Annotated in this window: 19 protein-coding genes; 15 read left to right on the top strand and 4 right to left on the bottom strand. The window is 46.1% G+C overall.

Features of this window, described 5'->3' with window-relative positions; genetic code table 11:
- Nucleotides 1–30: 30 nt before the first annotated feature.
- Nucleotides 31–378 (top strand): RidA family protein, encoded by a 348-nt coding sequence (locus AB4329_RS03825; RefSeq protein ID WP_004729674.1) that lies wholly within the window; start codon nucleotides 31–33, stop codon nucleotides 376–378.
- 323 nt (nucleotides 379–701) lie between these two features.
- On the opposite strand, the gene AB4329_RS03820 is transcribed toward AB4329_RS03825, so the two are convergent.
- The 3 genes from AB4329_RS03820 to AB4329_RS03810 form a co-directional block, all read right to left on the bottom strand.
- On the bottom strand, nucleotides 702–2,168 hold the full coding sequence (locus AB4329_RS03820; protein WP_017061134.1) for a dihydrolipoyl dehydrogenase: 1,467 nt from the start codon (nucleotides 2,166–2,168) through the stop codon (nucleotides 702–704).
- A 274-nt stretch (nucleotides 2,169–2,442) separates the two neighbouring features.
- A complete protein-coding gene (locus AB4329_RS03815; RefSeq protein ID WP_017061133.1) occupies nucleotides 2,443–3,171 on the bottom strand; it encodes a glutathione peroxidase in 729 nt (242 codons plus the stop codon).
- 44 nt (nucleotides 3,172–3,215) lie between these two features.
- The gene (locus AB4329_RS03810) at nucleotides 3,216–3,395 is read right to left on the bottom strand and encodes a hypothetical protein (RefSeq protein ID WP_017096544.1); all 180 of its coding nucleotides are present in this window, start codon (nucleotides 3,393–3,395) and stop codon (nucleotides 3,216–3,218) included.
- Between AB4329_RS03810 and oxyR the strand changes: the two genes are divergently transcribed.
- Nucleotides 3,394–4,287 carry a DNA-binding transcriptional regulator OxyR gene (gene oxyR / locus AB4329_RS03805; RefSeq protein WP_017061132.1) on the top strand — a complete coding sequence of 298 codons (894 nt, stop codon included), beginning with the start codon at nucleotides 3,394–3,396 and terminating at the stop codon, nucleotides 4,285–4,287. The genes AB4329_RS03810 and oxyR overlap by 2 nt on opposite strands.
- 111 nt (nucleotides 4,288–4,398) lie before the next feature.
- Here oxyR and AB4329_RS03800 read toward each other — a convergent pair whose 3' ends face one another.
- Complete coding sequence (locus AB4329_RS03800; RefSeq protein ID WP_372137674.1) at nucleotides 4,399–6,960, bottom strand: penicillin-binding protein 1A; 2,562 nt, start codon at nucleotides 6,958–6,960, stop codon at nucleotides 4,399–4,401.
- Nucleotides 6,961–7,111: 151 nt separating this feature from the next.
- On the opposite strand from AB4329_RS03800, the gene pilM reads away from it, so the two are divergent.
- The 13 genes from pilM to AB4329_RS03735 all read left to right on the top strand — a co-directional run bounded on the left by pilM (nucleotide 7,112) and on the right by AB4329_RS03735 (nucleotide 21,718).
- Nucleotides 7,112–8,137 (top strand): type IV pilus assembly protein PilM, encoded by a 1,026-nt coding sequence (gene pilM / locus AB4329_RS03795; protein ID WP_017061130.1) that lies wholly within the window; start codon nucleotides 7,112–7,114, stop codon nucleotides 8,135–8,137.
- Nucleotides 8,121–8,720 (top strand): PilN domain-containing protein, encoded by a 600-nt coding sequence (locus AB4329_RS03790; RefSeq protein WP_372137672.1) that lies wholly within the window; start codon nucleotides 8,121–8,123, stop codon nucleotides 8,718–8,720. Before pilM ends, AB4329_RS03790 begins: the two co-directional genes overlap by 17 nt.
- Nucleotides 8,713–9,324, top strand: coding sequence for a type 4a pilus biogenesis protein PilO (locus AB4329_RS03785; protein WP_102319998.1), 612 nt, complete (start codon nucleotides 8,713–8,715; stop codon nucleotides 9,322–9,324). Before AB4329_RS03790 ends, AB4329_RS03785 begins: the two co-directional genes overlap by 8 nt.
- Nucleotides 9,311–9,829 carry a pilus assembly protein PilP gene (locus AB4329_RS03780; RefSeq protein ID WP_372137679.1) on the top strand — a complete coding sequence of 173 codons (519 nt, stop codon included), beginning with the start codon at nucleotides 9,311–9,313 and terminating at the stop codon, nucleotides 9,827–9,829. The genes AB4329_RS03785 and AB4329_RS03780 overlap by 14 nt, the downstream gene beginning before the upstream one ends.
- 35 nt (nucleotides 9,830–9,864) lie before the next feature.
- Nucleotides 9,865–11,583: a type IV pilus secretin PilQ gene (locus tag AB4329_RS03775; RefSeq protein ID WP_372054996.1), complete on the top strand. Its 1,719-nt coding sequence runs from the start codon at nucleotides 9,865–9,867 to the stop codon at nucleotides 11,581–11,583.
- Between the two features lie 176 nt (nucleotides 11,584–11,759).
- Nucleotides 11,760–12,278: a shikimate kinase AroK gene (aroK, locus tag AB4329_RS03770; RefSeq protein ID WP_017061125.1), complete on the top strand. Its 519-nt coding sequence runs from the start codon at nucleotides 11,760–11,762 to the stop codon at nucleotides 12,276–12,278.
- Between the two features lie 25 nt (nucleotides 12,279–12,303).
- A complete protein-coding gene (aroB, locus tag AB4329_RS03765; RefSeq protein WP_017061124.1) occupies nucleotides 12,304–13,392 on the top strand; it encodes a 3-dehydroquinate synthase in 1,089 nt (362 codons plus the stop codon).
- 79 nt (nucleotides 13,393–13,471) lie between these two features.
- Complete coding sequence (locus AB4329_RS03760; RefSeq protein ID WP_017068836.1) at nucleotides 13,472–14,989, top strand: AAA family ATPase; 1,518 nt, start codon at nucleotides 13,472–13,474, stop codon at nucleotides 14,987–14,989.
- A 69-nt stretch (nucleotides 14,990–15,058) separates the two neighbouring features.
- Nucleotides 15,059–15,907: a Dam family site-specific DNA-(adenine-N6)-methyltransferase gene (locus tag AB4329_RS03755; RefSeq protein WP_017061122.1), complete on the top strand. Its 849-nt coding sequence runs from the start codon at nucleotides 15,059–15,061 to the stop codon at nucleotides 15,905–15,907.
- 200 nt (nucleotides 15,908–16,107) lie between these two features.
- Nucleotides 16,108–16,782, top strand: a complete 675-nt coding sequence (gene rpe / locus AB4329_RS03750) for a ribulose-phosphate 3-epimerase (protein WP_010435263.1) — start codon at nucleotides 16,108–16,110, stop codon at nucleotides 16,780–16,782.
- 102 nt (nucleotides 16,783–16,884) lie between these two features.
- Entirely contained in the window at nucleotides 16,885–17,571 is a 687-nt protein-coding gene (locus tag AB4329_RS03745; protein ID WP_017061120.1) for a phosphoglycolate phosphatase, read from the top strand.
- A gap of 150 nt (nucleotides 17,572–17,721) precedes the next feature.
- Nucleotides 17,722–18,738, top strand: coding sequence for a tryptophan--tRNA ligase (gene trpS, locus AB4329_RS03740; RefSeq protein WP_372137671.1), 1,017 nt, complete (start codon nucleotides 17,722–17,724; stop codon nucleotides 18,736–18,738).
- 385 nt (nucleotides 18,739–19,123) lie between these two features.
- Entirely contained in the window at nucleotides 19,124–21,718 is a 2,595-nt protein-coding gene (locus tag AB4329_RS03735) for an ExeM/NucH family extracellular endonuclease (protein ID WP_372137670.1), read from the top strand.
- The last annotated feature ends 38 nt before the right edge of the window (nucleotides 21,719–21,756 follow it).

Here is a 21,756-nt window from a genome sequence, read left to right as displayed (position 1 = left end):
GGATCACGGTGACACAGAGAGAGAAAGTCGATGATTGAGCGCCAAGAAACCAAGCAACGTATGAGCCGTATTGTTAAACACAACGGTACTATCTACCTATGTGGCCAAGTTTGTGCTGATGCAACTAAAGACATCACTGAACAAACTCAAACCATGTTAGATAAAGTAGAAGCGCTACTTGAGCAAGCAGGCAGCGACAAAGAGCACATGCTGTCAGCAACGATTTACTTGAAAGACATGAAAGACTTCCAAGAAATGAATGCAGTGTGGGATGCATGGGTACCAGAAGGTCACGCTCCAGCTCGCGCATGTGTGACTGGCGACATGGCTCGCGAAGCGCTACTTGTTGAGATCTCTGTGATTGCTGCTGAGAAGTAATTGCTTAAAGCTTTTAGTGACGCAATGGCTTCAAGGGATTCCAGATACCTCGTCCCTCGGTTCTGGAATGACGAGTTTAGTTTTGGTTTAGCTGATGCGTCACTTTGATTTGCTTCAGTTTAGACGCGTTTTGAAAAGCACCGTTATTCTGGTTAGCTTCGCCTAGACGTGTATGAAAATTGCTGTCATTCCCGAGAGCGACGAAGGAGCGTAATCGGGAATCTATAGTTTACTCGTTGCCAAAAACAAAAAGGAAAGCCAATGGCTTTCCTTTTTAGTATCTAACGTTTGTTAACTGCTAATTGACTGGCGCTAGTCTGAGATTAACAACCAGGGCCACAATCTAGGCAGTGTTTCACCATCTCTGGGCCTAGGTGCAGTTTCGCATTCAGGTCACGTAGGGCAGTTCGTACACCCTCTTCGATTACTGGGTGGTAGAACGGCATGTCTAGCATCTCAGAAACCGTCATCTTGTTCTGGTGTGCCCATGCTAATAAGTGAGCCAAGTGTTCTGCGTTTGGTCCCATCATCTCAGCACCAAGGAAGCGGCCTGTGCCTTGCTCGCCGTATACGTGCAGAATACCTTTGTTGCGAAGCATCACTCGTGAACGACCTTGGTTTTCGAAAGACACTTCACCCGTTGCGAAACAGCCACATGTGCCTAAGCGTGTGGTGATCTCTTTGTAGGTTTCACCAACCATCGCGATTTGCGGGTCAGAGAATACTGCCGAGATTTTAGAGCGGCGTAGGCCTGCACGAATCTCTGGGAAGCGACCTGCATTGTCACCCGCAATACGAGCTTGGTCTGCTGCTTCATGCAGTAGAGGCAGTTGGTTACTCGCATCACCAGCGATAAATATTGATGGTAGTGATGTTTGTAGCGTGTAGTGGTCTGCGATTGGCACACCACGTTCATCAAGCTCTAGAGAGGTATTCTCTAAGCCAAGCTTGTCAGTGTTAGGGCGACGACCTGTTGCTGCTAGTACGTATTCAACGACGTTAGTTTCTAATTCACCTTGTTTATTGATGAACTGGATTTCGACACGTGGCTCACCCGATTCAGTGGTAATGCGCTTCATGCTTTCGATTTTCACGTCGGCATCGAGATAGAACTCTTCATTGAAAGCTTTATCTGCATAAGCCATGATCTCTGGATCAGTTACTGGGCCAACTTGACCACCCAAACCGAACAGTTTGGTCTTCACACCTAAGCGGTGCAGTGACTGACCAAGCTCAAGACCAATAACACCAGGGCCAAATACCGCAACCGATTCTGGTAAATCATCCCAGCTGAACACGTCGTCGTTAATGATCAGGCGATCGCCAAGCTCATTCCAAACGGCAGGGTATGCAGGGCGAGAACCGGTCGCGATAACAATACGCTTAGCGGTGACAACCGTGTGGTCATCAATTTGTAGTGTGTTGTCATCTAAGAACTTTGCGTAGCCAGAGATCTTGTCTTGCTCTGGGATTTCATCAACGCCTTCTAAAACAAAACCAACAAAACGGTCACGCTCAAACTTCACTCGGTCCATCACTTCACGGCCGTTAATCACGATATCACCTTGTGGGTGAACGCCAAAAGCCGGAGCTTTCTCGATTTGGTGTACGCTTTCCGCAGCTGCAATAAGCAGTTTAGATGGCATACAACCAACACGAGCACAGGTTGTACCGTAAGGGCCACCTTCAATCATCACGACACTGTCAGTGTGTGCTTTTGCAGCGCGGTAAGAACCTAAACCTGCCGTACCGCCCCCGATAACTGCTACATCTACATTGACTTGTTTCATAATAATTTTCTCGCAATGGCTAAATTTGGTTTGAACGAACCCCTCCAACTCTGATGATTTTTTGAGAGTCAGGATTGCGGGTCAGTTTTGTGATTCTGTTTTATTAGGTTTAGCTTGTGACTCTGCTTTTATTGCTAACTATAGGTTAGTAAAAGACAGGCGAGTCACCAGCTATATTCTTTTTCCCAAAACTCAGATAAGAGTGTTTGGAATAGCTAACCCACAAGAGGGTGGGTTAGCTGATACTTCTAAGCCTATATCGGCGATGAAGCGATTAGCCTAGGAAAGTTTCTAGTTCTTCACTACCACCGATGTGTTTGCCACCGATGAATACTTGAGGAACGGTAGTGCGACCAGAGATTGCACGTAGGCTTACTGTTGTTGCATCTTTACCTAGAACCACTTCTTCGTAGTTCAGACCTTTGTCGATTAGGTTCTGTTTTGCTTTCATACAGAAAGGACAGCCTGGCTTAGTGAATACTGTGATTGACTCTTGCTCTTTGTGCTCAGGAGCAAGGTAGTTAAGCATAGTATCTGCATCAGAAACCTTGAACGGGTCGCCTGGTACGTCTTCTTCGATGAACATTTTTTCTACCACGCCGTTTTTAACCAGCATGCTGTAACGCCATGAACGTTTGCCGAAGCCGATGTCGTTTTTCTCAACTAGCATACCCATGCCGTCTGTGAAATCACCGTTACCATCTGGGATGAATGTGATGTTTTCCGCTTCTTGGTCTGCTTTCCAAGCGTTCATTACGAATGTGTCGTTTACTGAAACACACAGAATGTCATCAACACCGTTTTCTTTGAATACAGAGTGTAGCTCGTTGTAACGAGGTAGGTGGCTTGACGAACATGTTGGCGTAAACGCACCTGGTAGGCTGAATACGATAACTGTCTTGTCTTTGAATAGCTCTTCAGTAGTTACGTTAACCCATGCATCACCTTGGCGAGTTGGGAATGTTACTTGAGGGATTGATTGACCTTCTTTAGATGCAAACATATTGATTTCCTTAAATAGTATTTTTAATTTTGTTCTATCAGAGCTTAACGTTTTTCTTCGCTCTGTTTCGTTTCGTTGAGCCCATTATTAGATAAATCCTTTGATAGCTCTAATCGTTTGATGTTATGGTTTTGATAGGTAAATTCTATCAAGAGCATTTTTCTTTTAAATGTTTCTATTAGAACCCTTGTTCTTATTAAAACCTGAGGTAAGAGACTGATCATGAACATTCGTGACTTTGAATACTTGGTGGCGCTCGCAGAGCATAAACACTTCCGAAAAGCGGCAGAAGCGTGCTTTGTCAGTCAGCCGACACTAAGCGGTCAAATACGCAAACTCGAAGATGAAATTGGACTTCAGTTAACCGAGCGTAGTCCAAGGAAGGTGATATTTACAGAATCAGGGTTACAACTTGTTGAACAAGCCAAGCGTATTCTCAATGAAGTGAAAACTTTTAAAGATATGGCGAGTGGACACGGTGAAGCGATGACGGGGCCAATGCACATTGGTTTTATTCCAACCGTGGGTCCTTACATCTTGCCTAAGATTGTTCCTCATCTTAAAGAGAGCTTCCCAGATCTTGAGCTTTACCTGCATGAAGCTCAGACCCATCAGTTAGTGAGTCAACTGGAAGACGGCAAGCTTGATTGCTTGGTACTGGCTGCGGTTGATGAAACGGCGGTGTTTAAAGAGATTGATGTGTATGACGAGCCGTTAAGTGTTGCCGTTCCATGTGACCACGAGTGGGCTCAACAAGACACTGTCGATATGCTGCAGCTAAATGGACAAACCGTACTGGCGCTAGGTGACGGTCACTGTTTAAGAGACCAAGCCTTGGGTTTCTGTTTTGCTGCGGGTGCCAAAGATGACGAGCGCTTTAAGGCAACCAGCTTAGAAACGCTGCGTAACATGGTCGCGGCGGGGGCGGGCATTACCTTGCTACCTCAGTTATCGGTGCCAAAGGAAAAGCAGAAAGATGGTGTGTGTTACGTACCTGCGGTGAATCCAACACCTTCACGTCGAATTGTCGTGGCTTATCGTCCGGGCTCTCCATTGAAGGGACGTTTCGAGCAACTGGCTGAGACGATTCGAACTCAACTGGAGAAGACGGCTTAGCGCTTGAATTTAGAGCCTAGTCTGGTCAGATATAGATATATAAAAAGGGTTGATATGAATTCATATCAACCCTTTTTGTTGGTTCATGTTACTAGGTTCTACAAACCTTAGTTAGAACAGTTCTTCTACTGCTTCACCTGATGAGGTTGAGTAGATGTCATCATTGAAACGTTCAGTGATGTACTCGGTTGGCTCTGTGCCTTTCTCGAAGTACTCGAACATTGATGAGCTATCGAACTTGTTGGTCAGTAAGCCAGTTTCACGGTCGATACGAACACGGACGACGTTCTCAGGAATCTCTTTACGCTCAGCAGGAACACCCGCTAACGCCGTACCCATGAAATCAACCCATGCAGGTTCTGCTGTTTTCGCGCCAGCTTCTGCACCCGTAATTTGGTTCTTACCAAGATTTGAGTTCGCTTTGGTTCTGCCTAGGTTGCGGTTGTGGTTATCAAAACCAACCCATACCGTTGCAACCATGCCAGGGCCGTAACCGCTGTACCAAGTATCTTTCGAATCGTTGGTGGTACCCGTTTTTCCGCCAATGTCACGACGCTTCAACGGCTGTGCACGCCAACCTGTACCGTTCCAACCCGTACCTGCGCTCCAATCACCGCCACCCCAGATGTTGCTGTACATCATTTCACGAACAAGGAATGCGTTCTGTTCAGAGATAACTTGAGGTGCGTATTGTACTTTGGCATCCACATCTTGCTCTGCAAACTCATCAGCCATTGGGTCTGAGGTCATTTGCTGTTGGCAATCGTCTTTACAAACCACTTTTGGTGTCGCTTCAAATTCAGTCTCACCAAATGGTGTCTCAATGCGGCTGATGTAGAAAGGTTCAACGTAGTAGCCGCCATTAGCGAATACTGAGTAACCTTGAGCTACTTTCATTGGCGTTAAGCTACCCGCACCCAGAGCAATGGTTTCAGAGCGCGGAACTTCATCAATATCAAAGCCAAATCGAGTTAGGTAGTTACGAGTATCATCTAGACCTACTTCGCGCAGTACACGTACCGCCATTACGTTTTTAGACTGAGCTAAGCCAATACGTAAACGAGTTGGACCCACGTAAGTCGGTGGCGAGTTCTTTGGTCGCCATGCGGTACCTTGGCTCTTATCCCATTGGTTAATCGGTGCATCGTTGATCAGTGAGGCTAGCGTTAAGCCTTTCTCAATCGCTGCTGAGTAGATAAAGGGTTTGATACCAGAACCCACCTGACGAATAGATTGCGTTGCACGGTTGAACTTGTTGTGGACAAAGTTAAAGCCACCGACCATCGACAATACCGCGCCGTTGTTCGGGTTCATTGCAACAAATGCTGTGTTCGCATTCGGTACTTGGCTTAGTCGCCATACAATCGGTGTTTCTGATTCTGCAGTCGCTGACTCTTCTGTCGGCTCTTCAGAGACTTCATCGCCGGTAACGGCTTCATGGCGAACCCAGATTTGTTCACCAACCGCCAGAATTTCTTTCGCTTGAGAAGGCGCTGGTCCTTGGCGGTTATCCGTTAGGAATTTACGCGCCCAGTTCATGCCTTGCCATTCGATAGTGCCTTCACCTTGGTTCTTAACCCAAATTTGAGCACTTTTCGAATCAACCGCGGTAACAACAGCAGGGACTAGGTCACCATAGGTTGGTTGAGACTTAAGGTGTTTAACGATTTGTTCTTGATCCCACGCTGATTGCGCAGTCTGCCACAATACTTTTTCAGCACCACGGTAGCCGTGACGCTCATCGTAGCCAAGTAGGTTCTTAATTGCGGCTTGGTTCGCTGCTTTTTGCAGTTTCGAATCAACGGTCGTGTAGACCTTCATGCCTGATGTATAAGCTTCTTCACCATAGCGTTCCACCATCCAAGCACGTGCAACTTCAGCAACATATGGCGCGCTCAGTTCGATCTCTGCACCGTGGTATTTCGAGATAAGCTCTTCGCTACGAGCGTCATCGAACTCTGCTTGAGTGATGTATTTCTCGTCTAACATACGACGCAATACAACGTTACGACGGTTAGTCGCGCGCTCAACAGAGTAAATAGGGTTCATTGTCGAAGGTGCTTTTGGCATACCCGCAAGGGTCGCAATTTCACTCAGCGTGAGATCAGGAAGATCTTTACCGAAGTAAACACGTGCTGCCGCGCCAAAACCATACGAACGGTGACCAAGGAAGATCTTGTTGACGTAAAGCTCCATGATCTCTTCTTTACTAAGAAGTTGCTCAATGTGGATCGCAATGAAGATCTCTTTGATCTTACGCATAATCTTTTTCTCATTAGATAAGAAGAAGTTACGCGCAAGCTGCTGAGTAATGGTACTAGCACCTTGTTTGGCTGAACCCGACATTGCAACCACGAGTGCTGCACGTGTGATACCGATTGGGTCAATACCTGGGTGTTCATAGAAACGGCTATCTTCGGTGGCAATCAGAGCCTCAACTAAGTGGCGAGGAATCTCGTCATAAGTGACTGGATTACGACGCTTTTCACCAAATTGAGAGATCAGCTTACCGTCTTGACTGAAGACTTGCATCGGCGTTTGGAGTTCTACGTCGCGCAAAGTGGCAACATCAGGCAACTCTGGTTTTACGTAAAAATAAAACCCGAAAATTGTACTGACTCCAAGAATCATGCAAATCAATGTAAATATGAATAATCGCTTTATGAACTTCACCGGATAATCCCTGATTAGTTAAGGCTGATAAGCAGCAAACCCTTGTACTCTAGGCTAAAAACTTAGCTTTCGTTTATTAACGCTTATTTAACTAATAATCACAACCCCTAGATAATCAACGAAATGCTTGGCACTTCAGGAGCTAGGTCACATGGGTTCATCATTAATTACAGGTATAGATATAAATCATCACAGCATCAAAGCCGTGGTACTAAAACCCGTGGGGGAGTTGTATGCCCTAGTGGGATACAAAGAGCTGCCGATTTCGGACGACATTTTTACAGCTAACCATACTTTGGAGTATCAGAAAACTGTTAAGAAACTTAAAGAACTTAGGAAAGGACTGCCTTTTGGCTGTCGCAACGTCGCCATTTCGGTACCTGATAACACGGTGATCAGCAAAGTACTGCAAATAGAGAGTGAGTTAGAAGACAGAGAAAAAGAGTTTTCTATCTATCAAACCTTCGCCCATCAATCTCCCTTTCCTATCGAGGAGCTGAGTTTAGATTTTGTAAAGCTGGAAGACAAACGATTTGGTAAAGGTTCGACAAGCAGTTATCAGGTATACGCCACTCGTAAAGAAGTTGTGGATAGCCGAGCGGATGCATTAACCAAGGCTGGCTTCAAACCTGTGGTGGTGGATACACAGGCGCATGGGCTACTTAATATCTGGCAATTGGCCTCGCGCCTGTATCCCGATAAGAAAAACTGGTTGCTAGTGGATGTTGGAATCGACCAAACCTCGCTAGGGGTTATCCCGCAGAATTCGGCGCCTTTCTATAAAGACATCGCCTTTGGCACTCAAGATCTTCGCAGCTCAGATGACCCGAGTGATATCGAGAGCGTGTTCGGTACTATGGAAGAGACACATCAATTCATTGTTAACCTGATTGAGAAGCTCAAGCGTCAATTGCAGCTCTATTCATCGGGAAATGCGCAGCAACCTATCTCAGGGATTTGGTTGATGGGCGAGGGCGCCAGCATCCCTATGGTAACCGAAGAGCTAGAACGCCATTTTCAGTTGAGCTGCGAGTCATTGAATCCTTTGTCTTTATTTGAGAATAAGGTCGCCAAGAGACGCCGACTGCCGATTGACTGGCAACACTTTGGTATCGCGGCGGGTATGGCGATGAGTGGGCTCAAGTGGCAGGGAGAGAAGCATGTTGCATCAAATTAACCTGCTGCCGTGGCGTGATGAGATTCGTGCTCAGCACAAGAAGCGTTTTATCCATCTGGTCATTCTTGGCGTCATCATTGCGCTTATAGGGCAATGGGCGGTTGGTCACTATTTTCACGATCAACAAGCCAAGCAGCAAGCTCGCCTCAATTACCTCAATCAGTACATTGCTGAGCTCGACCGACAAATTCAGTCGTTAAAAGTCGCAGAGCAAGAACACAAAGCCATTCTGACTCGACTTGATGTGGTTGAGTCGCTGCAGCTTGGCCGTAATAAGACCACCGACTTCATGAACTTGATGCCGGAGCTGATTCCAGAGGGTGTCTATGTCGACAAGATAAAGATGAATGGTCAGGAGATTGAAATGTCGGGCATCAGCGACAGCACTGCTCGTCTCGCCACCATGTTGGACAACCTCGAACGTTCAGATTCTTTGAAAGGGGTCGAGATGCACTCTATCGTTCATAACCGCAAGCGCTTCAATAAAGAGTTTCAGACCTTCAAGGTCTCTTTTGTGTTCAGTCCAGTGTCATTAGAGGGCACGACCGCACATAGAAAAGGCAAGGGGGCTAACCATGGCTAGCTTTCAAAGCATGATGAGTCTGCAAGAGCTTGATATAGATGAGATCACCGAGTGGCCGTTGCTGCCCCAGCTCTTAGTCATTCTGGTATTGATGGTGTTAATTCAAGGTGTCGGCACTTGGCTTTATGTGTTGCCACTCGACGATGAACTGCAACAGATGAAGCAACAAGAACAAACCTTAAAGGCGACCTTGCGAATAAAGGCCAACAAGGTTGCAGCCTTACCTAAGTTGCAGAGCCAGTTGGATGAGCTAACTAGTCGCTACGATTATCTGTTGGAGCAGCTGCCGGTTCAAAAAGAGCTGGCCAGTATGTTGGCGTCTGTGAATGAACTCGGCTTGGATAACTCGCTGACCTTCACTCGAATCGATTGGGGACAAAAGCAGAACAAGGAGTTCCTCTATCGTTTACCGCTCAATATCGAACTGACGGGTGACTACCATGAGATTGGCGACTTCTCTGCGGCCATCGCTAAGCTACCGCGCATCATTAGCTTTGATGATGTGAATTGGCAACGAGTCAGCCAAGAAAGCAGCACGTTGCACTTTAGGGTTCGAGCTTATACCTACCAGTTTAAATCGGAGGTCAATGATGAAACCCAATAGCGCGCTTTACTCAATCGTGTTGCTGCTTGCACTGTCAGGCTGCAAAGCCAATCAGGACTCACTCGAAGACTTTGTGGTGCAGGTTGAAGCCAAGGCGAGAAAAGATGTCGAGCAACTTGTCCCAGCAACTGAATTCACGGCGGCGACTTATCAGCGCCGATCTTTGCGTCCTCCCTTTGAACTGCCTAAAGAAGCCATTGTGCAAAACCAACCCTTGGTTAAGAAAGACTGTTGGCAACCCAGCGCCCGTTCTCGTAATGGCAAGTTAGAGAAGTACCCGCTGAGTAAGCTTCGTTTAAGAGGCGTGATGGGCAGTGGCTCAAGCGTGTTTGGCTTAGTGCAAACACCCAAAGGCAACGTGGTAAACGTCAAGAAAGGCCAGTTTATCGGCTTAAACAATGGCCGAGTTACTAAGGTGACGAGCCAATACGTTCAGATTAATGAAACTCTTCCAGATGGCTTAGGTTGTTGGCATAAGCGCAACGTTAGGCTGGCTCTGAAGTAAACCAATGTCACATGATGTGGATATGAGATGTAAATATGATTAAAGGAATAAGTGGATTAGTGAGCAAGGCTCTACAAGGTTTTGCTGTGTCTGTGATGTTGGTTGTTAGCGTGCTCAGCCATGCCGAGAGCTTACCGAACAAATTGGAGAATATTGATTTTAGGGTCAATAAGGATAAAGACGCCGTCATCATTATTGAGCTGGCGACCAGCACAGCAGTGGTGGATGTTCAACGAGCTCAGGAAGGGTTAAGTATCGAGCTAATCAATATTCAAGTTGATGATGACAAGCTCTACCTGCTGGATGTGAAGGATTTCGCTACCTTGGTTGAAGGCATTGAAGTCTATAAAGAGACACCAAGCACTCGGCTTCTAGCGACGATTAGCAATGACTATCAGTATGAATACAACCTAAAGGGGCGCTTTATTGAGGTGGTGATCAGCAAACCGGTGCTCGATGAAGCGACCAAAGAAAAAAGCGTTCTAGAGAAAGAGGGCAAGCTGATATCGATTAACTTCCAGGATATCCCGGTACGAAATGTCCTGCAACTGATTGCCGATTACAACGACTTCAATCTCGTGGTGTCTGATTCGGTAGCCGGAAACCTGACGTTACGCTTAGATGGCGTACCTTGGCAGCAAGTTCTCGACATTATCTTGCAAGTTAAAGGCTTGGATAAGCGTGTTGATGGCAATGTTATCTTGGTCGCGCCGAAAGCGGAGCTCGACCTTCGAGAGCAACAAGCGTTAGAGAAATCGCGCTTAGAAGAGGAGTTAGGGGAGCTTAAATCGGAAATCATCAAGATTAACTTTGCTAAAGCCACCGACATCGCTGACATGATTGGAGGTGAAGGTGCGGTCAGCATGTTGTCCGATCGTGGTTCGATTACCATTGATGAGCGCACCAACTCACTGCTCATTCGTGAATTGGAAGAAAACATTGCCGTGATCCGAGGCATCATTGAATCGTTAGACATTCCCGTGAAGCAGGTACAGATAGAGGCACGTATTGTCACGGTTACTGAGGGTAATCTTGATGAGCTTGGCGTGCGCTGGGGCGTTTCCTCAACCAACGGAAGCTTCACCGTTGGTGGCTCAATCGAAGGTAACCACCCATCAGCGATTACGCCGTATGACGACGATAGCGGCAGCAGCGTGATTGATGACTATCTCAACGTCAATTTAGGGGCAACATCGCCGAACGCCTCGAGTATTGCGTTTCAGGTGGCCAAACTGGGTTCAGATACCTTACTCGATCTTGAACTGTCGGCACTGCAACAAGAGTCAAAAGCTGAAATCATTTCTAGTCCACGCTTAATCACCACCAATAAAAAGCCGGCTTATATTGAGCAAGGTACTGAAATTCCTTACTTAGAGTCATCTTCAAGTGGCGCTACGTCGGTTGCATTTAAGAAAGCCGTGTTGAGTCTTAAGGTGACACCGCAGATCACGCCCGATAATCGTTTGGTATTGGATTTGAGCGTGACTCAAGATAGGCCAGGGCAAGTGGTAAAAACTGGAACCGGTGAAGCGGTCGCCATTGATACGCAAAGAATAGGTACGCAAGTGCTTGTTAATAATGGTGAAACTGTCGTGCTTGGCGGGATATTTCAGCACAGCGTGAGCAGTACAGTGGATAAAGTTCCTCTGTTGGGGGACCTGCCAGTTTTGGGCGCATTGTTCCGTCGCAGCTATGAAAATGTGGGTAAAAGTGAACTACTTATTTTTGTCACACCCAAAGTTGTGATTCAGTAATGAACAATTAGATTAAAAATAAAGTTGCATTAGTGGCACCTAACCTTGATAATTTCGGGTCTTATCACGAATTATCTGTGAGGAATCGGTGCCACGGGCCTTTTAATTTCAGTACTTGTACTGACCTACCTTGTGGCGATGTCATTGAATTAACGTTGTAAATTACTGCTAAAAACATGGCTGAGAAACGCAATATTTTTCTTGTTGGCCCAATGGGCGCCGGCAAAAGTACAATTGGTAGACACCTAGCTTCCCAACTTCATATGGAGTTTCTAGACTCTGACACTGTGATCGAAGAGCGCACTGGCGCAGACATCGCATGGGTTTTTGATGTTGAGGGCGAAGAAGGTTTCCGTAAGCGCGAAGAATCTGTAATCAATGATCTGACAGAAGAACAAGGTATTGTTCTTGCGACAGGTGGTGGTTCAGTGTTGAGCAAAGAAAACCGTAACCGTCTATCTGCACGAGGCATTGTTGTATACCTAGAGACAACAATTGAAAAGCAACTTGCTCGCACTAACCGCGACAAGAAACGCCCTCTACTTCAAACAGACAACCCGCGTGATGTGCTAGAAGATCTAGCTGTATCTCGCAACGCACTATACGAAGAAGTGGCGGACTACACAGTTCGTACTGACGACCAAAGTGCAAAAGTGGTAGCCAACCAGATCGTAAAAATGCTAGAAGAACGTTAAGTTCATTTTTTCGGAGAGCAAACCCATGGAACGGATTACGGTCAATCTAGCTGAGCGTAGCTACCCTATCTCTATTGGCGCCGGGTTATTTGAAGACCCGGCGTACCTTTCTTTTTTATCAGGTAAGCAGAAAGTTGTTGTTATCAGTAATGTGACAGTAGCGCCTCTTTATGCTGATAAAATTTTATCGCTATTGGATCAAGTCGGCTGTCAGACATCTCTTCTCGAGCTGCCAGACGGTGAACAGTACAAAACCCTTGAAACGTTCAATTCAGTGATGAGCTACATGCTTGAAGGAAATTACAGCCGCGATGTGGTGGTGATTGCTTTAGGAGGTGGTGTTATCGGTGACTTGGTCGGTTTTGCTGCCTCTTGTTACCAGCGCGGTATTGATTTCATTCAAATCCCGACGACCCTTCTTTCTCAAGTGGACTCTTCTGTTGGTGGTAAAACCGCAGTAAACCATCCTCTTGGTAAGAATATGATCGGCGCTTTTTACCAACCGAAATCTGTGATCATCGATACCAACTGTTTATCAACGCTTCCAGAGCGTGAGTTTGCAGCGGGCATTGCTGAGGTGATCAAATACGGCATCATTTACGATGAAGCCTTCTTTGATTGGTTGGAGCAGAATCTAGAGAAACTTTATCAACTTGATGAAGAAGCACTGATTACCGCGATTGCTCGTTGTTGTGCAATTAAGGCTGAAGTGGTGGCTCTAGATGAAAAAGAGTCAGGAATCAGAGCGTTATTGAACCTAGGTCATACATTTGGTCATGCGATTGAAGCAGAACTAGGCTATGGTAATTGGCTACATGGTGAAGCTGTGTCGTCAGGCACTGTAATGGCAGCTAAAACAGCTCAATTACAGGGACTGATCTCTCAGCAGCAACTTGAGCGAATTATTTCTATACTCAAGAATGCGAAACTACCAATCCATACGCCAGAAAGCATGTCTTTTGAAGACTTTATGAAGCACATGATGCGCGATAAAAAAGTGCTGTCTGGTCAGTTGCGTTTGGTATTACCAACAAGTATTGGTACTGCTGAAGTGGTTGCTGATGTGCCTCAAGACATCATTAAACAAGCGATCGATTTCTGCCGTACTCTTTAAATTTGGTTGTGAGGTTGCCTAGCTAAACTCTAGGCAACTGAAGCGTTTTACTGATCGATCTTATCAGTAGGGATCCCCAATGAGTTTGGCTCATGAATTAAGAGTATTAGAGTTAGAATCTCAAGTTGAGCTGCTAGAGCGCTTACAGCTTTTGACTAACTTTGGTTCAAACCTTGTGACGGTGGCGGGCAAAGCTGGCTCTGGCCGATCTTGGTTGGCTCAGCGTTATCTTGAAGCATGGTCGACAGAAAAAAATCAGTGTTTACTGCTTTGTCATCCAAGCCAAGACGATCAACAACGCCGTGCGCTCATTCTTAGCCAAATTGTTTCTGATCCCCTGTTTAATCAACATGATTCTTTATCGGATAGCCTAACAAGGTTACTGGATGGAGAACCGTGTAATGTGGTTATCGTCGTTGATGATGCCCAACGACTTTCTGAGCTATTGGTATCCGAATTATGGATGTTGGTACTGGAAGCTCAATCAAACCCTCAATGGACGATCAATATCGTTCTCTTCTCGGAACCTGGCCACTTAGATACGTTATTAACGCGTTTGAGCTACGGTCAACAACACAAACCTATCGATCTTGAGATCGATGACCTTTCGCAACCAGAAGCTGAACATTTCTTTGAATCACTGGTGATTCGATATGTTGATGATGAGTCTGAAACTTGCGTGCGACGTGCGTTTAATAAAGCGCAACCTCTGCCCGGTGAGTTAATGGCTTTAGGAGAATTGAAAGTGGAAAAAAGGATTATTATTCGCTCAATTATTGGCTCACCCATCAATATCGCGATTGTGGTGGCCTTGCTGTTGATTTTAATTGGTGGTGGTTATTGGTGGATGTTCAGTCAACCAACCCCTGACGATAAAGCGCAATCTCTTATCGCTCCGATTGAACAGACAGCTATCCCAACTTTTGAAGTGGAAAGTGGTACCGAGCAAGCTGGAATCGACGGAATGGACGATTCTGAAGCCGAAGCTGACATGAGTTATCAAGGTGCTGATGACGACAGCTCATCTTTGCCACCGACTGTCGTTGAAGATACCGCGAGTGTTGGAGAAGTCGAACAAGATCAGCAGCGTGTCGTAATCACCTCTGATGTGGTTGATGCCTTGCTTGATGATAAACCTGAAAGTGCCGATACCAGTGCGATTGATGCTGCTGTTGAAGAAAACACAGGTGCCGCGGTGAGTTCGCAATCAGATGCAGACAAAGTGGAGTCACAGCCTTCAGCCGATGAAGCAACAGACCTAACCCAGTCCACGCCACCGACTAAGAAAATTACATTCTCATTTTCTCGCGAAGAGTTACAAGCTATCTCTCCGCGAGCTTATACTTTGCAGTTGAGTGCGATGACCTCATTGGACGACGTACAGTCTTTCATTGAAGAGTATGACCTTGAGAACAAGGTTCGTATTTACCCAACACTTCGCAACGACACCAAGTGGTTTATTATCACTTATCAAGATTACCCAACGATTCAAGTGGCGAGAGACGCGGTAAGTGCGTTATCAAAACCCCTTCAACAGTTGGAACCTTGGGCAAAATCGATGAATCAAGTGCATCGAGAGATAGAACGTGCGAAATAACCCTGAGCTTAGCCTCAAAATATGTTACATTCCGCAGCCTTATTTTTGAGTTGATAGATAGAGCAGTAAATGAAAAAGCAGCGTGCCTTTCTAAAATGGGCTGGTGGTAAATATGGCCTAGTTGAAGACATCCAACGTCACCTGCCACCTGCTCGTAAATTGGTAGAACCGTTTGTCGGTGCCGGCTCAGTATTTCTGAATACTGACTTTGAACAGTACCTGCTTGCAGATATCAATCCCGATCTTATCAACCTGTACAACCTGCTTAAAACCGATCCTGAAACTTATATCACGGAAGCGAAGCGCTGGTTCTGTCCTGAGAACAACCGTAAAGAAGCCTTCTTAGATATTCGCGCTGAGTTCAATGGTACAGATAACGTCATGTATCGTTCATTGGCTTTCTTGTATATGAACCGATTTGGCTTCAATGGCCTATGTCGTTACAACAAGAAGGGCGGTTTTAACGTTCCATTTGGTTCTTATAAAAAACCTTACTTCCCAGAAGCTGAGCTGGAATTTTTTGCCGAGAAAGCGAAAAAAGCCACCTTCGTCTGTGAGGGATACCATGAAACCTTTAGCCGCGCGCGCAAAGGCTGTGTGGTTTACTGCGATCCTCCATACGCACCACTGTCGAACACGGCAAACTTTACCTCTTACGCAGGTAATGGCTTTAGCTTAGATGACCAAGCTGCACTGGCGGATGTTGCTGAAAAAGCAGCGATGGAACGAGGCATCCCTGTCTTGATCTCAAACCATGACACCACCTTAACGCGCCGTTTATACCATGGTGCAGAACTGAACGTGGTCAAGGTTAAGCGCACCATTAGCCGTAATGGCGCAGGGCGCAATAAAGTCGATGAGTTACTGGCACTTTTTCATAAAGAGAAAAACCAGCAACACGCTTCAGAAGAATTGTAGCGGCCAACATAACCCTCGAACTCATTAAATTGAGTGACCAACGGGTACTTTCATAAACTAATCTTTCGAACTGCTAGGATCTGCTTAGTTGCTTAGGTAGAATTGCACACCAAATAGTCTTGGAATTGAGTCTTGTATTTGTATATGAGATGTCACAAGGCGGTGATATTCGCAATTTACTCACTCTTAAGAGGTTTGGTATGAAAGATTTTCTAATCGCTCCATCGATTTTGTCTGCAGATTTTGCTCGTCTTGGTGAAGACGTAGAAAAAGTACTCGCAGCTGGTGCTGATGTTGTGCACTTCGATGTGATGGACAACCACTACGTACCTAACCTGACTTTTGGCGCGCCTATCTGTAAAGCGCTGCGCGACTACGGTATTACGGCTCCTATCGATGTTCACCTTATGGTTAAGCCAGTAGACAGCATCGTGCCTGAGTTTGCTAAAGCCGGCGCATCAATGATTACCTTCCACGTTGAAGCTTCAGAGCACATCGATCGCACTCTACAGCTAATCAAAGAGCACGGCTGTAAAGCGGGTGTGGTTCTTAACCCTGCAACGCCGCTTTCTTGCTTAGATTACATCCTAGACAAAGTAGACATGATTCTACTGATGTCTGTGAACCCAGGCTTCGGCGGTCAATCTTTCATTCCGCACACGCTAGATAAACTACGTGCTGTTCGTAAGCTGATTGATGAGTCAGGCCGTGACATTCGCCTTGAGATTGATGGCGGCGTGAAGGTTGATAACATCCGTGAAATCGCAGAAGCGGGCGCAGATATGTTCGTTGCGGGTTCAGCTATCTTCAATCAACCAGATTACAAAGAAGTGATTGATGAGATGCGTGCAGAGCTTGCAAAAGTAAACGCATAATCGTAAAACTACAGATAGATTGAATATTAAGGGGCTAATTTGCCCCTTTTTTACGTCTTATAGCTCAACTCATAAGACGAACATAATAAATAGGAAAGTAAGATGTCATTAAGCTCAATAAAACTGATCGCCTTTGATTTGGATGGAACCTTGTTAGACAGCGTGCCTGATTTGGCCGTTGCTGCTGACCAAGCTTGTCAGGAGTTGGGCTTCCCTTCAGTGAGCGAAGAACAAGTTCGCGACTACGTAGGTAATGGTGCTGATGTTCTTATCGGACGTTCACTCAGCCGTAACTTGACGGTTGACCCAAGCCTAGAGCCAGAGCTACTGAAAAAAGCACGCATCCTGTTTGATGATTTCTATGAGCAGGGCGGTCACAAGCTAAGTCACCTTTACCCATCGGTTAAAGAGACGCTGGCTGAGCTGGATAAAGCCGGCTTCACTATGGCGCTGGTTACCAACAAGCCATCGAAGTTTGTACCAGACGTACTGGCGCAACACGGTATTGATAAGTACTTTGTTGATGTGTTGGGTGGCGACTCTTTCCCAGAGAAAAAACCGAACCCAGTCGCTCTGAACTGGTTGCTAGAAAAGCACAATGTAAAAGCGGAAGAGATGTTGATGGTTGGCGATTCAAGCAACGACATTAAAGCGGCTAAGAATGCAGGTTGTCACTCGTTTGGTCTGACTTACGGTTATAACCACGGCGAGCCGATTTCAGCATCAAACCCTGACTATGTCGCGGATAACGTCGCGCAATTACTAGATGTCGTTCTAGTTTCAGCATAAAACGGACAAAAGTTAGCTAACCTACTAGCAAAATACTTATCAATGAGTACACTGGATGAGCCGTACAGAAGAGCTGTGCGGCTTTTCTATATTTAAGTTAAGAAGCTAAGCGTTCAATAAACTTAGCGAATAAGCAAAGGAATTAAAACCATGAGCAAGCCCATCGTATTGAGTGGTGTTCAACCATCTGGTGAACTAAGTATCGGTAACTACTTGGGTGCTCTACGTCAATGGCAACAGATGCAAGATGATTACGATTGCCAATACTGTGTTGTAGACCTTCACGCAATTACGGTTCGCCAAGATCCGAAAGCACTGCATGAAGCGACTCTAGACGCACTAGCAACCTGTCTTGCTGTCGGTGTTGATCCAAAGAAGAGCACGCTATTTGTTCAGTCACACGTACCAGAGCATGCTCAACTTGGTTGGCTTCTTAACTGTTACACACAAATGGGTGAACTGAGCCGTATGACTCAGTTTAAAGATAAGTCTGCACGTCACTCAAACGACGTAAACGTAGGCCTATACGACTACCCAGTGTTGATGGCTGCAGACATCCTGCTTTACGGTGCTCACCAAGTACCTGTAGGTAGCGACCAGAAACAACACCTAGAGCTAGCGCGTGATATCGCAACTCGCTTCAATAACATCTACGGTCCTGAAACGCCAATCTTCCAAGTACCAGAACCTTACATTCCAACAGTGAATGCACGTGTAATGAGCCTGCAAGACGCGACGAAGAAGATGTCTAAGTCAGACGACAACCGTAAGAACGTGATTACTCTGCTAGAAGAGCCTAAGTCGATCATCAAGAAGATCAACAAAGCGCAAACCGATGCAGAAACACCACCACGCATTGCTCACGATTGGGAAAACAAAGCGGGTATCTCTAACCTAATGGGTCTGTACTCTGCAGCGACGGGTAAAACGTTCGAAGAGATCGAAGCGCAGTACCAAGGCGTTGAAATGTACGGTCCGTTCAAGAAAGACGTAGGCGCAGCATTGGTTGAGATGCTTGAGCCGATTCAAGCTGAATATCACCGTATCCGTGCTGACCGTGCCTACATGGACGCAGTAATGAAAGCCGGTGCTGAAAAAGCCTCTGAACGTGCTGCAGTGACACTGAAAAAAGCATACGAAGCAGTAGGTTTTGTTACTCGCCCATAGGGTGAACTAACACAACTCGCTTGAGAATTTGAGCCCAAAGTAGCTGTTGTTTACTTTGGGCTTTTTCATGCCCATTCCATTTGCCTTCCTCGAAACCCCCTTGTTTGAATTGATAATTTACCCAGTATTTAGCTAGCATATCCATCGCTGTAATGCTGTGCAGATGATCTTATTTGGTACCCTCAAGCTTTATAAAATCACACTCGTTTCTATATATGTTGGAAATATATAACGTGCCAAACAATTGATGATTCCAAAGTGATAAGTTCCTCATTTTCTTGCCAACTGACTTATTCCTTTCATAAATAAACCTGATAGTTACCACAAAATACATGACTGCCCATAGATGGCAGTGACTATAACTCGATGAACTCAGGTGAAACGGATGGCTCTTTTACACAAACCTTCATTGCTAGCAGTGGCAATTGGTAGCTTGTTAACTACAAGCGCACACGCTGATTTGTTTATTTCACAATATGTGGAAGGCGGCAGCTATAACAAAGCGGTTGAGATTGCCAATAGTGGCGATAGCAGCATTAGTTTAGATGGTTACTCATTGGCGAAATCTGCCAATGGCAACGGATCATGGGGTGCCACTTTACCTTTAGATGGACACGTTTTAGCACCCGGTGAAGTACTCGTGGTCGCACATTCTAGTGCGAGTGATGAGATTAAAGCTCAAGCTGACATCATTAATGCCTCTATCGCCAATCATAATGGTGACGACCCGCTGGCTATCTTGAATTCAGACGGCTCGGTACATGATGTTGTTGGTTTGATGGGCGATGTGGACTGGGGCAAAGATGTTACTTTGGTTCGTGCGACACAAACACCTTCTGCGACGTTTGATGCTTCACAATGGGTATCGCTACCAAAAGACAGCATTGAAGGCCTAGGTTCACTAGACAGCGTTGAACTGCCAGAAGCGTTCACTTGTACACAAGATGGCTCTGACCCAGTATTCACCACCATTCAAGAAATCCAAGGTGAGGGCGCTACATCGCCATTCATCGATGGCTACCCATACATCACCGACGATGAATATTTCGTAAAAGGTGTGGTAAGTGCGGTAACAACAGGCCTAACTAAAGGCTTCTACCTGCAAGCACTTGAGGATGATTTCAACTCAAGCACTTCTGAGGGTCTATTTATTCATACCAACCAGTCGAGCTCAGAGCTAGTAGCCGGTGATGTAGTGTGTGTGAAAGGCAAGGTTCAAGAATACTACAGCCACACTCAGCTGAAAGTAGAAAACAACCAATGGCTAAAACAGGGCGAGCAGCAGGCACCTGAAGCTACGGCGATTGAAGTGCTAGACAGTGACGAGAACTTCGCTGCAACGCTTGAACGCTACGAAGGCATGTTGGTGAAAACAACCGAAGCGCTTGATATGCGTGTGACGCGTACCTTTGGTTATGACTACGCAGGTCGTCGTAACAACATGGTACTGGCGCATGAGCGTATTAACATGCAGCCGAACCAGCTTTTCGCCGCGGGATCTGACGAAGCGAAGCAGCAAACTGAAGACAACGCAGACCGCCGTCTTTTCGTTGAAACCGATCAAAAAGCGGCTGATGGACAAGTCCCTTTCTACCCAGATTTTGGCCGCACTGATATCGACCAAGATGGTTCAACAGAAGATTACATCCGCATTGATGACACCATTGTTGGCCTAGAAGGCGTGCTGACTTACAGCTACGGTGAGTACCGTTTAATTGCGACTAACCAGATCTCGGCTGAAAACTATGTGCGTAACGATCCGCGTACCGACAAACCAGACATGGATGAAGGCGACCTACGTATTGCGACCTTCAACGTATTGAACTACTTCAACTCTCCATTTGGTGGCGACGCGAATCAGCACGGCAATAACCGTGGCGCGAACACCATCACTGAGTTTGAGATGCAGCAAGAGAAGATTGTGAACGCGATTCTTCGCTTAGATGCAGACATCATTGGCTTGATGGAAATTGAGAACAATGGCTTTGGTGAAGGCTCTGCCATTCAGCAACTTGTAAACCAACTGAATGATCGCATTGAGCGTAAGAAAGACCGTTATACCTTTGTGGCTGTCGACTCGAACGAAGACGGCGTAACCGACGAGATGGACTCTATTGGTACTGACGTTATCACAACGGGTGTTATCTACCGTAAGAAGGTGGTTAAGCTTAAAGACAGCCGTGTTATCGCGATGCCAAGCCAACAAGCACCAGAGGTGTTAGACGATTCAGGCAAGGTGATTGAAGACGGTAAGAACTACCAACGTGACTCATTAGCGCCAACCTTCAAGGTTAAAGGTACCAAAGAGAAACTCACCGTAGCGATTAACCACTTTAAATCGAAAGGCTCTAAGTGTTGGGAAGATGCAGCACCGGTTGAACAGGGCGGTCAAGGTGGTGTTGATGCCGACAAGCAAGGCTCATGTGAGAACTTCCGCGTAGCTGCGGCGGTGGCACTGGGCGAAGCACTCGATGGCATTGAAGGTCATAAAGTGATTCTGGGTGATATGAATTCGTATGGCATGGAAGATCCAATGTTGGTGCTAACGGATTACTCTGAAGAGAAATACGGAAAGCAAATTAAAGCGGCGCGTAACACTTACATTGATGGTGTTGAGCAGTTTGGTGATAGCGGTGCGGTGATTACGAAGAACTACGGTTATATCAATGCTGTGGCTCAAAAGCACCCAGACAGCTGGAGCTACTCATACAATGATGAAGTTGGCGCTCTAGACCACCTGCTGATCAGCGAAAGCCTGAAAGATAGGGTTGTCGATGCTACCGATTGGCACATCAATGGTGGTGAGTCGACGTTGTTTGACTACAACGAAGAGTACAAAGGTGACCTACCTAAGTACCAAGATCACTTCCGTTCATCGGATCATGATCCTGCCGTTCTTGAGCTAAGAGTAGGCGGTTCATTTGGCTTCGGTGCTCTTATGTCACTATTTGGCTTAGCAATGTGGCGTCGTCGTAAGTAGCTCAATCACAAATAGATTGGCTTGCCATACAAGTAAGC

The organism is Vibrio sp. 10N.261.54.A5 (genome assembly GCF_041471145.1).
Classification (GTDB): domain Bacteria; phylum Pseudomonadota; class Gammaproteobacteria; order Enterobacterales; family Vibrionaceae; genus Vibrio; species Vibrio crassostreae_C.
The sequence above is the reverse complement of the archived record's forward strand: the minus strand, read 5'-3'. Positions and strand labels throughout refer to the sequence as shown.

What these genes read in the sequence shown, in the direction of transcription:
- AB4329_RS03760 (WP_017068836.1), top strand. Translation starts at nt 13,472, where the DNA reads ATGAGTTTGGCTCATGAATTAAGAGTATTAGAGTTAGAATCTCAAGTT.
- AB4329_RS03815 (WP_017061133.1), bottom strand. Translation starts at nt 3,171, where the DNA reads ATGTTTGCATCTAAAGAAGGTCAATCAATCCCTCAAGTAACATTCCCA.
- aroB (WP_017061124.1), top strand. Translation starts at nt 12,304, where the DNA reads ATGGAACGGATTACGGTCAATCTAGCTGAGCGTAGCTACCCTATCTCT.
- aroK (WP_017061125.1), top strand. Translation starts at nt 11,760, where the DNA reads ATGGCTGAGAAACGCAATATTTTTCTTGTTGGCCCAATGGGCGCCGGC.
- AB4329_RS03785 (WP_102319998.1), top strand. Translation starts at nt 8,713, where the DNA reads ATGGCTAGCTTTCAAAGCATGATGAGTCTGCAAGAGCTTGATATAGAT.
- AB4329_RS03775 (WP_372054996.1), top strand. Translation starts at nt 9,865, where the DNA reads ATGATTAAAGGAATAAGTGGATTAGTGAGCAAGGCTCTACAAGGTTTT.
- rpe (WP_010435263.1), top strand. Translation starts at nt 16,108, where the DNA reads ATGAAAGATTTTCTAATCGCTCCATCGATTTTGTCTGCAGATTTTGCT.
- AB4329_RS03810 (WP_017096544.1), bottom strand. Translation starts at nt 3,395, where the DNA reads ATGATCAGTCTCTTACCTCAGGTTTTAATAAGAACAAGGGTTCTAATA.
- trpS (WP_372137671.1), top strand. Translation starts at nt 17,722, where the DNA reads ATGAGCAAGCCCATCGTATTGAGTGGTGTTCAACCATCTGGTGAACTA.
- AB4329_RS03825 (WP_004729674.1), top strand. Translation starts at nt 31, where the DNA reads ATGATTGAGCGCCAAGAAACCAAGCAACGTATGAGCCGTATTGTTAAA.
- pilM (WP_017061130.1), top strand. Translation starts at nt 7,112, where the DNA reads ATGGGTTCATCATTAATTACAGGTATAGATATAAATCATCACAGCATC.
- AB4329_RS03745 (WP_017061120.1), top strand. Translation starts at nt 16,885, where the DNA reads ATGTCATTAAGCTCAATAAAACTGATCGCCTTTGATTTGGATGGAACC.
- AB4329_RS03820 (WP_017061134.1), bottom strand. Translation starts at nt 2,168, where the DNA reads ATGAAACAAGTCAATGTAGATGTAGCAGTTATCGGGGGCGGTACGGCA.
- AB4329_RS03790 (WP_372137672.1), top strand. Translation starts at nt 8,121, where the DNA reads ATGTTGCATCAAATTAACCTGCTGCCGTGGCGTGATGAGATTCGTGCT.
- AB4329_RS03735 (WP_372137670.1), top strand. Translation starts at nt 19,124, where the DNA reads ATGGCTCTTTTACACAAACCTTCATTGCTAGCAGTGGCAATTGGTAGC.
- oxyR (WP_017061132.1), top strand. Translation starts at nt 3,394, where the DNA reads ATGAACATTCGTGACTTTGAATACTTGGTGGCGCTCGCAGAGCATAAA.
- AB4329_RS03755 (WP_017061122.1), top strand. Translation starts at nt 15,059, where the DNA reads ATGAAAAAGCAGCGTGCCTTTCTAAAATGGGCTGGTGGTAAATATGGC.
- AB4329_RS03780 (WP_372137679.1), top strand. Translation starts at nt 9,311, where the DNA reads ATGAAACCCAATAGCGCGCTTTACTCAATCGTGTTGCTGCTTGCACTG.